Consider the following 10,848-nt stretch of genomic DNA (forward strand, 5'->3'; position numbering starts at 1 on the left):
CGACATGGATACCTTTCATCTTCTGTTGGCAGGCTTTGCCGAAGTCTTCAAATGGCAGGACATGGTCGCGCTGGTGATCGGCCTGTGCGTCGGCATGGCCGTCTCCGTTCTGCCTGGTCTCGGTCTCGTGATGGGTGTGGTGCTCGCGCTGCCGTTCACCTACTCGATGAGTCTCGAAACCTCGATTATCCTGCTGACCGCCATCTATATGTCCGGCACTTATGCCGGCTGCTACACGGCGATCCTCTACAAAATCCCCGGCGAGCCGATGGACGTTCCACTGTTGTGGGACGGGTGGGGGATGACGATGCGAGGTGATGCGGCAAAGGCGCTCGGCTGGGCGTTGGTCGCAGCACTCACGGGTGGTCTTGTGTCCTCGGCGGTGATGGTCAGTCTCGCTGGCCCGCTCAGCAAGGTCGCGTTGAGTTTCGGCGCGCCGGAATATTTCGCCGCGGTCTTCTTTGGTCTGACAACCGTCGTTGCACTCGCAGGCAAGTCTCTGCCGAACGCGCTGATCAGCCTGTGCTTTGGTCTGCTCGTTTCCACCATCGGTATCGACGCCACTTACGGATCGGAGCGATTTACATTCGGGTCCGACGTGTTGATCAACGGCGTGCCGTTCGTGATGGTGCTGGTCGGCATGTACGGCTTTGGCGAGATTCTCGACAAGATCGGCCAAGGCTCGAAATCCGTCTCGCTGCCGGCGGGTAGCAGCACAGCGACCAGCCTGCCGTCCTGGAGAGAGCTGTGGGGACTACGCGCGACACTTGCGCGGAGCACCACCGTCGGGACGCTGCTTGGCCTCATTCCGGGTGCGGGAGCGACGATCTCCTCCTTCGTCGCCTACGGCATCGAGCGCCAGTACGGAAAGCGCGGCCGTCAGATCGGCACCGGCATTCCGGAAGGTATTGTGGCTCCGCAGATCGCATCCACCGCATCGGTGGCCGGTCACATGGTGCCGCTTCTGACGCTCGGTTTGCCGGGCAGCGGCGCGACCGCGGTCATCCTTGCGGCGTTCCTGCTGCACGGCGTACAGCCCGGGCCATTCATGCTGAAGAATCCGGAGTCGGCGCTCACCGTCTACACCATCCTGGCCTCGATGTTCGTGTCGGTGATCGGCATGTGCCTGCTTGGCTTCGTCTGGATCCGCCTTGTCATCAAGGTGCTCAAGGTGCCGCCGGGAATCCTGATCGCGGTGATTGCCATGTTCGCGCTGATCGGCGCGTTCGCTGATCGCAACAGCATGTCCGATCTGTGGGTCGTCGTGATCTTCGGTGTGCTGGCGTGGATCATGGAAAGGGTCAAGCTGCCTGTGGCTCCGATGGTTCTTGGCGCCATTCTCGGGCCCATCGCCGAGGATTCCTTCACGCGCAGCATGATCACCTATCACGACGATTGGACGATGTTCTTCCGCTCACCGATCAGCGCGTCGCTGATGTTCCTGTCGATCCTGTCGCTGGTGTTTCCAACACTGAAGAAAATGATCTCTCGCGCCTCAGCGCGGAAGAACGCCGACGTGAAAATGGCTGAAGCGGCGGCCGCCAGAGCCAACTGAGATAAATCGCCTTTAAGCTAACGAGGATAACACCATGCACATCATCGATACCGACGTTCATGAAAGCTTTGCCAGCTTGAAGGACTTGGTTCCGTATCTGCCAGAGCCGTACAAAAGCTGGATTGGAAACGGAGCCTGGCGTGGCTTCAGTCAGCCGTTTGCCTATACGTCGCCGGGCAACGGAAACCGCGCCGACGTCAAGAGCGCGGATGGCTCGGCGTCTGTCTCCGACTACAACCTGATGCGCTCGCAACTGCTTGATCCGTACAAGCTGTCCTATGCGGTGCTGACCGGATATTTCTATCCGACGGGCCTGAAGCTTCAGTACGGTCTCGGCAGTGCGCTCGCGAGCGCCTACAACGATTACGTCCTGGAGCACTGGATTTCCAAGGACAAGCGTTTCCTCGGCAGTGTGCAGATCAACGCGCGTGATCCGGAAGCGGCTGCGCGCGAAATCGATCGCATGGCTGCGCACCCGCAGATCCGTCAGGTGATGCTGCCGGTGGTTGACGATATTGCCTACGGCCATCCGATGTATCGTCCGATCTTCGCTGCGGCAGAGCGCAACAAGCTGATGGTCGCCTTCCATCACACCACGTTTGCGCAGGGGCCCTACGGCATGGGTCTGCATTACATGGAGCGGCACTGCCTGATTCCGATCTCGCTGATGCCGCAGGTGATCAGCCTGATCGCGAACGGCGTGTTCGATAGCTATCCCAACCTGCGCTTCATGGTGCTGGAGGGAGGCTTCAGCTGGTTGCCGCATGTGATGTGGCGCATGGACCGCGAGTATCGACAGGGCCGCGTCGAGGTGCCGTGGATCAAGAAGCTGCCGAGCCAGCATTGCCGCGAGCGGCTGCGCCTTTCCACGCAGCCGACCGAAGACATTAGCGGCGAGGACTGGGGGAAGCTGATCGATCTGATGGGGACCGACGATATTCTGGTGTTTTCAACCGACTACCCGCACTTCGATTTCGACGATCCGAACGCGGCGATTCCGAAATCTCTGTCGTCCGGAACGCGCGACAAGATTCTCTGGAAGAACGCTGCCGACTTCTACGGTCTCGATGTGCGTGAATCGACGATCCCCAACCAGGCGGCAGAGTGAATCATGGCGAAGCACGTTGTCTGTCAGGTGTCCGATCTCGAAGTCGGAAAAATCATCCCGGCAAAGATCGGCCGTTCTCCGATCATCGTCTCCAAGCTGCCGTCCGGAGAAATCCGGGCCGTCGGCGGGCGATGTCCGCACCAAGGCGCCGATCTGGGGCATGGATGTATTTCGGGACATACCGAAAGCGAATCCGTGAACACATTGGAATATTGCGGGCAGGGAGAGACGCTGCGATGCCCATGGCACGGCTTTGAGTTCTCGCTGCTGGATGGCCGCCCGATCGTTGAAGGCACCACGCATCTGCCAATGAAGCTTCGCTTCTTCGATGTGCAGATCGAAGGCAGTGACGTCGTGGTCACGGTATGATCGCAGTCAAGGTCGTCGATAGACAAGGGCAGTGTGCGACGTTCTCCGCCGAGAGCGGGCAACGATTGCTGCAGGCCGGACTCGCCTCCGGGGTCGGCCTGCCGCATGAATGCGCGACCGGTACGTGCGGTAGCTGCAAGGCGACAGTGGTCAAAGGCGACGTCCGGCGCCTTTGGCCCGAAGCCCCGGGTGCGAAAGCACTTCGGAGCGCGAATGAAACGCTGTTGTGTCAGTCGGCTGCCGATGTACCGGTCGAACTGTCGTTGCGCGCAAACTTCATTCCGCCTTATGAGCCTGCTCCACGAGAGACAAAGGGCGAACTGTCGCTTGTGCGAGAGCTTACGTCCGAGGTGGCGCTGTTCTCGATTGCGCTCCGTGACCCGATTGTGTGGCAACCCGGCCAGTTTGTTCTGGTGTCAGGTTTGGGGATCGAAGGTGCGCGCGGGTATTCGATGACGCGCGAGGTGGCGGACCCAAGCCGCATCGACCTCCTGATCCGCAAGGATCCATCCGGCAGATTCTCTACCGCGCTGTTTGATGACCTTGGGCGCTCTCATGAGGTTGCGGTGTTCGGCTCGCTTGGCCGCGCCACCTTCTCCTGCGATGAGGGGCGTCCATTCATTGCGATGGCCGGCGGCTCGGGCATCGCGGGCATTCTCGCAATTCTCAATCATGCGATGAATGGCGGACACTTCAGCAAGCATCAATCGAAACTGTTCTTCGGGTTGCGTGATGCCGCCAGCAGCTATCTTCTTGATGAGATTTCAGCAGCGGTCGCCGCCTCGCAGAACAATCTCGCTGTGACAGTTGCGTTTTCCAACGAGGCATGCAGCCCGGAATTCGCCGCGCGCTATCCGAACATCAATTTCGTCGATGGGTTTGTGCACGATGTGGTGCGCGCCGCCATGCAGAGTGGTGCAGTGCCTGCGGATACCAATCCGATCTTCTTTGTCGCGGGACCGCCCGTGATGGTGAACGCGACGATGCGCATGCTCGTCACCGAATGCAAAGTAAGTCCTGCGGAGATTCGTTATGACCGTTTCGGCTGATGTCTGGCAGCCCGTCGGGTCGCTCGCCGATCTCGAAGTGGGAGATCGCAAGGAAGTGTCGCTGTCTAATGGTAAGCTCATCCTCATTCTCAGAAGCGAGAGCGGTTACTACGCCTGTTGTGCGGATTGCCCGCATCAGGATACGCCGCTCGCTGAAGGGTCGCTTGATGGCGACATTCTGACGTGCCCGTTACATTTCTGGCAATGGAATGTCCGCACCGGCGAGAAGGTCGGGATTGCGGAGCTGCCGCTCGAGATGTTCGAGTTGCGCGAAGACAACGGCGAGTGGCTTGTCCGTGCCTGACGACAAATTCAAAAACATAATGAGAAGCGGGAGAGTGTAATGATCAGGCTCTTGGGGCGGGCGGATTCGTCCAACGTGCGCAAGGTGCTGTGGGCGGCGGCCGAGATGGAGCTTGCCCTTGCGCGCGAAGATTACGGCGGCCCGTTCGGGAAGACGGATACGCCGGATTATCGCACGATGAATCCGAACGGCCTCGTTCCGACGCTTGTCGATGGCGATGTCACGATCTGGGAATCGAACACGATCATTCGCTATCTTGCTGCGGCCTATGCACCCGGCAAGAATTTCGGCGGCAGGGATGCAGCATCGGCCGCGCGGATCGGTCAGTGGATGGATTGGCAACTCGGCACGCTCAACCCGCCGTTACATACTATCTTCCTTCAGATCGTAAGGCTTGGTGACAAGCGCGACGAAAAGGTGGTGCAGGCTTCAACCGACAGCGTCAATAAGTTGCTTGATGGTGTGCTGGCGAAGGCACTTCCACGCGAAGGCTTTCTGCTCGGGGCAGGCGTCACGGCTGCCGATGTTTGCATCGGCGCGATGCTGCATCGCTATGTGTCGCTGCTCGGCAGCGATGCGCTGGACCAGCGGGTTGCAGCCTATCATCAGGCGCTGTCGCAACGCCCCGGATTCAAAACGCACGTGGCGATCGGCAAGCCGTAGCAGTCGGCTCTCCTTGGGGTGCATTGCATGCAATGGGGCATGGTACTGGCGGCTGTGATCTTCATCGGGATCGCATCGTTTGTCCGAGGATTGACCGGATTTGGATTTGCCATCGTCGCAACGCCGTTGCTGGCTCTGGTTTTTCCACCAGCCGTGGCCGTGCCGGTCGCAACGCTGCTGCAAATTCCGTCCGGCCTCCCGACGGTGTTTCGTGACTGGCCGGATACCGATTTTCGCTCGGCATCGATTGCGTGGCTCGGCGGGGTGCCGGCACTGGTCCCGGGCGTTTACTTGGTCGCGAATATGTCGCCGGATATCATGCGCCTTGCAGTCGGCGTGGCTGTTGTTTTCTCCTCGCTCTGTCTCGCGTTCGGTGTGAAAGCCAATCGAAACCCGAAGGGTTACGAGTTGTTCGGCGCCGGCGCGCTCAGCGGTCTGATGCAAGGTGCCGTCGCAATGGCGGGCCCGCCGGTGATCCTGCTGATCCTGTCGTCGTCATGGAGCGCAGCGCGCTGTCGCGCCACGCTGTCCTGCGTCTTTCTGTTTCTCGGCACGGCCAGCGTGGTGATCGGCTTCCTGCACGGCATCGTCACGAGGGAGTGCGTGGTTATCGCTACACTGTCGATTCCGGCGCTCCTGCTCGGCCAGTATCTCGGGGCTTATGTATTCGATCGCATCGACGCGTCGAAGTATCGGAAGATCTCGATCTTGTGCGTGGCCGCAACCGGCGTGGTTGTGACCATCAAGGGACTGTCATTTTATCTGTGAGGGCTGGCATGAAGGCGATTAACGTTCACGCGTTTGGCGGCCCGGAGACCTGCATTATCGATGACGTTGAGATTCCGGAACCGGCAGCGGGTGAGGCGCGGGTGAAGGTGGCTTTTGCCGGCGTCAATTTCATCGACGTCTATATGCGGAACGGGACTTACGCGCGCTCGCATACCTACAAGACGCCGCTGCCGATGGTGATCGGCATGGAGGCGTCAGGCACAGTCGATGCAATCGGTGAAGGGGTCACGGATCTGCGCGTCGGGCAGCGGGTCGCCTTCTGCCTGTTGCGTGGTAGCTATGCCGAGTTTGTCGCTGTGCCGGCCTGGAAGCTGGTGCCGGTGCCCGATGATGTGCCGCTCGAGATCGCGGCGGCGCTGATGCTGCAGGGCTGCACGGCGCATTATCTCAGCCATTCAGCCTTTCCGCTGCAAAAGGGGCAGAGCTGCCTCGTGCATGCGGGTGCAGGCGGCGTCGGGCAGTTGTTGATTCAACTGGCGAAGAACCTGGGTGCGACGGTGTTCACGACGGTCAGTACGCAGGAAAAGGTCGAAATCGCGCGTAACCGTGGTGCTGATCATTGCATTCTCTATCGTGACGTGGATTTTCGCGAAGAGCTAATGAAACTCACCTCCGGCAAGGGAGTCGATGTCGTCTATGATTCCGTCGGGAAGACGACGATCATGAGCAGTATACGATGCGTCCGGCGCAGAGGGCTGTGCGTGCTGTTCGGAGCAAGCTCCGGCGTCGTCGATGCGATTGAACCCCTTTCGCTTGCAGAGGCCGGGTCCGTATTTTTTACGCGACCTCATCTGGCGGATTATATGGCGACCGCCGATGAAATCCGCGGCCGGGCAGGAGATCTGTTCAGGCTGATGAAGGAAAAGCTGCTGTCCGTCGCTATCGACACCGTCTTTCCGTTGGCTGATGCCGCTTCTGCCCACCGTTACATCGAAGGCGGGAAGACGCGCGGGAAACTCCTGCTCAAGATTGAGCCGTAGCGCTCTGATGTCTGGTTTCTGTTTCAGTATTTGGAACCGTTTTGGCTTTGCCGTATCCGCACGACGCATTTTGTGCCGAGCGAAAGTCTTGGAGAATATTGAGCGGGCCATCTAGGTCGCCTCTCTCGAAACTGCTAAGGAGTGCAGCGAAGCGGAAAATATCGTCCGCGGATGCGCTGCATTGCGGGCTTAAAAGAGAGACGTCAAATGGCGAGCATTCAGCCTCTGAGAGATTTTATTGCGGACATGACCCGGCTGGCGGGTGAGGGCATGGATGAGCCGAGTCTGCTGGAGAAGGCGCGGCCGCTGATGCAGCAGCTTCTTTCCAAAGATGAATGGCTTCCTGACGCTTTCGCCGAGCCCAACGAGAGAAGCTATCGGCAGTATCTCCTCCATTGCGATCCGCTGGAGCGCTTTTCCCTGGTGAGCTTCGTCTGGGGACCGGGGCAGAAGACGCCGATTCACGATCACACGGTCTGGGGCATCATCGGCGTGTTGCGTGGATCGGAAGTTTCCCAGCGCTACGAGTGGGGCGATGGTACGCTCCATGAGACCGGAAGCGCAGACGTGCTGGAAGCTGGCGCGATCGATATGGTGTCGCCATCGATCGGAGACATTCACAAGGTCTCCAATGGCCTGAAGTCGAAACCCTCTGTCAGCCTTCATCTTTACGGCGGCAATATCGGCGCGATCGATCGCCATTCGTTCGATGTCAGCGGAACGGCCAACACCTTCCGGAGTGGCTACTCGTCAAACATCGTGCCGAACGTCTGGGTGCCTTGAGGCGTTGACGATTTTTCTAGCGGCAATCACCCGGTAACAGGCTTCGCAAAATCGTGAGGCGCCCCCGCCGCTCTCGATCACGTCCGAACGCGATCCCGCGCGACGTCATCTCGTTTGGTGATGCGCACCTGCGTATTTCCCATCGTGTCCCAATATCCGGCACGCGCCATGGCGTGTGCCCCGTAGATGCGTATTGACACTCCCGGGTTCATCAGATCAAAATCTGGAACGCTGTATCAATATTTGGAACACATTGAAACGCTATGGACGCGACGTTTCTCAAAGGGTTGCGGATGCTTCAGGCGCTGGCGCTGTCGGACAGGCCGCGCGGCGTCACCGAGCTTGGGCGCGAACTGGGCGTTACCAAGAGCAATGCGCATCGCCTACTGAAAACGCTGGTGCATAGCGGCTTCGCCCAGAACAACGCGGATGCCGGCAAGTACAGCGCCACGCTCAAAGTCTGGGAGCTTGGCTCTCATGTTCTGTCGCGGGTGGATGTCAAAAACGTATCGGGTGCGCTTCTACAGGTGCTGGCCGACAAGACCGGCGAGTCGGTTCACCTTTCTCTGTTGTCTGAAGGCTCCGTCGTCTACATCGACAAGATCGATAGCGTGCAGCCTGTGCGCGCCTATAGCCAGATCGGCAAGGGCGCGCCGGCTTATTGCGTCGCCACCGGCAAGGCGCTGCTGGCGCATCAGAGCCCGGAGATGATCGCTTCACTCTGCGAGCGGCTCGAGGCAAATACGTCGCGCACGATCACCAATGCGGCGGAACTGCAACGCGAACTCGCACGCGTGCGCCAACTCGGGTACGCGGTGAACCGCGGAGAATGGCGTGAGGGCGTCTGCGGCGTTGCCGCGCCGATCCGCGATGTATCGCACAACGTCATTGCCGCTGTTGGAATCTCGGGGCCTGAAAGCCGCATGAAGCCCGCATTCATGCGAGAGCAGGCACCTGTCGTCATCGAGACGGCGGAGCTTATCTCGCGTGCGCTGGGCTATTCCGGCGAAGCTGCGCCCCGCCGAAAGATCGCTTAGCCAATCACGATAACCACGGATGGAATGATGAAAGGTCCTCTCTCGGGCATCAAGGTTCTGGAATTCGCGCAGATCGCAGCAGGCCCCTTCGCGGGAAGCCTGTTTGCCGATCTCGGTGCCGATGTCGTCAAGGTCGAGCGCCCGGATGGCGGCGATGGTATGCGAAGCTGGCCGCCGGCAATCGAAGGCGAGGACGGCAAGATCGAAAGCGGCAATTTCGTATCGGTGAATCGCAACAAGCGCAGCATTACGATCGATGTGAAGAACCCGGAAGAGATGAAGCGGTTCTATCAGCTCGTGGCGCAAGCGGATCTTTTCATCGAGAACTATCGCCCCGGTGTGCCGAAGCGACTCGGACTCGGCTACGACGATCTGCGCAAGCACAACCCGCGCCTGGTCTACTGTTCGATATCGGGCTACGGCCAGACCGGCCCTTATTCGCAGAAGGGCGCGTTCGACGTCACCGTGCAGGCGATGAGCGGCATGATGAGCGTGACCGGCGAGGAAAGCGGGCCGCCGGTCAAGTGCGGCGTTCCGGTCGGCGATTTCGGCGCCGGGCTTTATGGCGCGTTCACCTCGCTCGCCGCGGTGATGAAGGCGCGGGAGAGCGGGCAGGGTGCCTATATCGATTGCTCGATGCTCGGCACCCTGATCGGACTTGCCGGGCTGCAGACCAGCGAGTTGTTCGGCACCGGCAAGCCGCCGCGGCGGCTGGGCTCGGCGCATCCGCGCAACGCGCCGTATCAAGGCTTCGATGCGAAGGATCGCCCATTCACGGTGGCGGCGGGTAACGACAAGCTGTGGCGCGATTTCTGCGGCGTCATCGGGTTGCCGGCGTTGCCGGAGGACCCGCGCTTCGGTGCGCAACTCGATCGCGCCCGCAACCAGAAGGCACTTGCGGAGATTGTGCAGCCGATCTTCCTGACCAAGACTGCACAGGAATGGATCGACGCTTTCGATGCCAAGGGCATCCCTTGTGCGATTGTTCTGGACTATAGCGAAATTCTTTCGAACGAGCAGGTCGAGCACATGGGACTTGTTCGCGACATCAAGCTCGCCAACGGCGCGACCACCAAGACCGTCGGTTTCCCGATCGGGGTTTCCGGCTTCACCTATGAGATCGACCGGCCGCCGCCTGTTCTTGGCGCGCATAATGACGAGGTGTTTGAGGAATGGACGAAGAGCGGAAGGAATTCGTGAGCCTTTCGCCGCTTGCCAACGGCGTACGCGTTCTCACACTGGATCGTCCGTCCAAGGCCAACGCGTTGAATGCGGAGGTCGTGGACCAGTTGCTTGCGTGTGTCGCCCAGGCCGAGGCGGAGGATTGCCGCGTGCTGATCCTCGCCGCCAACGGCAAGGCGTTTTGCGGCGGGTTTGATTTCGGTGGTTATGAATCGATGTCGGCGGGCGACCTGCTGCTGCGCTTTGTCCGGATCGAGGAGTTGCTGCAGCGGATGCGCCAGTCGTCGTTTGTCAGCATTGCTCTGGTGCATGGTGCGGCGATGGGGGCGGGGGCGGACATCGTCGCGTCTTGCACCTATCGCATCGGCACCGACGCAAGCCGGTTTCGCTTTCCGGGATTCCGTTTCGGCGTGGCGCTTGGCACGCGGCATCTGGCGCAGCTTGTCGGCCCGCAACGGGCGCGCGATATCCTGCTGACCAATGCAACGATCGATGCATTGACCGCTGTCGATATCGGATTGCTGACGCACCTCGTCGATGCCGGGAGCATGCGGCAGAAAGCGGACGAGATTATTGCGCAGATTGGCTCGCTGGACCGTGTCGCACGCAACCGGATTTTGCATCTGACCTCGGCTCAGAACAATGACGGTGACATGGCTGAGCTGGTGAAATCGGTGAGCGCGCCCGGGCTACACGAGCGCATTGCGCAGTACCGCGCCGGGCATTGATCGATAACGGGTCTCGTCTGCTTTTTGAGCCAGCGTAAGTAGGCATCCGCTCGTACATCCACGCGGATGACATATCGCGCGTGCGCGCCTATCCTCAATAACATCGTGTAACGACATATAACCACAGGGCGGCGTCTATGCCGCCCTGTGCCTTCGTGTTGCGATAGTTGGAACACGAATAATGATCCGTGCGACGGATCGGGAGATTGACTCGGGGCAGGCAGCGGGCTTAGCGTTAGTTCACGAAACGAAAATGGTGTTCACCACTCGTGAATAACGTAGTTGAGCCCATCGGCCCCCG

General features: G+C 59.9%; 12 protein-coding genes. All 12 read left to right on the forward strand.

Annotated features, from left to right (window positions below; genetic code table 11):
• Window positions 1-4: 4 nt before the first annotated feature.
• The 12 genes from OCA5_RS06480 (at window position 5) to OCA5_RS06535 (ending at window position 10,547) form a co-directional block, all read left to right on the forward strand.
• Window positions 5-1,555 carry a tripartite tricarboxylate transporter permease gene (locus OCA5_RS06480; protein ID WP_012563929.1) on the forward strand — a complete coding sequence of 517 codons (1,551 nt, stop codon included), beginning with the start codon at window positions 5-7 and terminating at the stop codon, window positions 1,553-1,555.
• 34 nt (window positions 1,556-1,589) lie between these two features.
• Window positions 1,590-2,663, forward strand: coding sequence for an amidohydrolase family protein (locus tag OCA5_RS06485; protein WP_012563928.1), 1,074 nt, complete (start codon window positions 1,590-1,592; stop codon window positions 2,661-2,663).
• Window positions 2,664-2,666: 3 nt separating this feature from the next.
• Window positions 2,667-3,032, forward strand: coding sequence for a Rieske (2Fe-2S) protein (locus OCA5_RS06490; RefSeq protein ID WP_012563927.1), 366 nt, complete (start codon window positions 2,667-2,669; stop codon window positions 3,030-3,032).
• Complete coding sequence (locus tag OCA5_RS06495; protein WP_012563926.1) at window positions 3,029-4,081, forward strand: 2Fe-2S iron-sulfur cluster-binding protein; 1,053 nt, start codon at window positions 3,029-3,031, stop codon at window positions 4,079-4,081. The genes OCA5_RS06490 and OCA5_RS06495 overlap by 4 nt, the downstream gene beginning before the upstream one ends.
• The gene (locus OCA5_RS06500) at window positions 4,065-4,385 is read left to right on the forward strand and encodes a Rieske (2Fe-2S) protein (RefSeq protein WP_012563925.1); all 321 of its coding nucleotides are present in this window, start codon (window positions 4,065-4,067) and stop codon (window positions 4,383-4,385) included. Before OCA5_RS06495 ends, OCA5_RS06500 begins: the two co-directional genes overlap by 17 nt.
• Before the next feature lie 39 nt (window positions 4,386-4,424).
• The gene (locus OCA5_RS06505) at window positions 4,425-5,048 is read left to right on the forward strand and encodes a glutathione S-transferase family protein (protein WP_012563924.1); all 624 of its coding nucleotides are present in this window, start codon (window positions 4,425-4,427) and stop codon (window positions 5,046-5,048) included.
• Window positions 5,049-5,087: 39 nt separating this feature from the next.
• Complete coding sequence (locus OCA5_RS06510) at window positions 5,088-5,816, forward strand: sulfite exporter TauE/SafE family protein (protein WP_012563923.1); 729 nt, start codon at window positions 5,088-5,090, stop codon at window positions 5,814-5,816.
• A gap of 8 nt (window positions 5,817-5,824) precedes the next feature.
• Complete coding sequence (locus OCA5_RS06515; protein WP_013912972.1) at window positions 5,825-6,817, forward strand: quinone oxidoreductase family protein; 993 nt, start codon at window positions 5,825-5,827, stop codon at window positions 6,815-6,817.
• A 207-nt stretch (window positions 6,818-7,024) separates the two neighbouring features.
• Window positions 7,025-7,600: a cysteine dioxygenase family protein gene (locus OCA5_RS06520; RefSeq protein ID WP_244396071.1), complete on the forward strand. Its 576-nt coding sequence runs from the start codon at window positions 7,025-7,027 to the stop codon at window positions 7,598-7,600.
• A gap of 263 nt (window positions 7,601-7,863) precedes the next feature.
• Entirely contained in the window at window positions 7,864-8,637 is a 774-nt protein-coding gene (locus OCA5_RS06525) for an IclR family transcriptional regulator (RefSeq protein WP_012563919.1), read from the forward strand.
• Window positions 8,638-8,664: 27 nt separating this feature from the next.
• Window positions 8,665-9,837: a CaiB/BaiF CoA transferase family protein gene (locus OCA5_RS06530; RefSeq protein WP_012563918.1), complete on the forward strand. Its 1,173-nt coding sequence runs from the start codon at window positions 8,665-8,667 to the stop codon at window positions 9,835-9,837.
• Entirely contained in the window at window positions 9,810-10,547 is a 738-nt protein-coding gene (locus OCA5_RS06535) for an enoyl-CoA hydratase/isomerase family protein (protein ID WP_041559594.1), read from the forward strand. The genes OCA5_RS06530 and OCA5_RS06535 overlap by 28 nt, the downstream gene beginning before the upstream one ends.
• Window positions 10,548-10,848 lie beyond the last annotated feature (301 nt).

It is taken from the genome of Afipia carboxidovorans OM5 (genome assembly GCF_000218565.1).
In the GTDB taxonomy this organism is placed as follows: domain Bacteria; phylum Pseudomonadota; class Alphaproteobacteria; order Rhizobiales; family Xanthobacteraceae; genus Afipia; species Afipia carboxidovorans.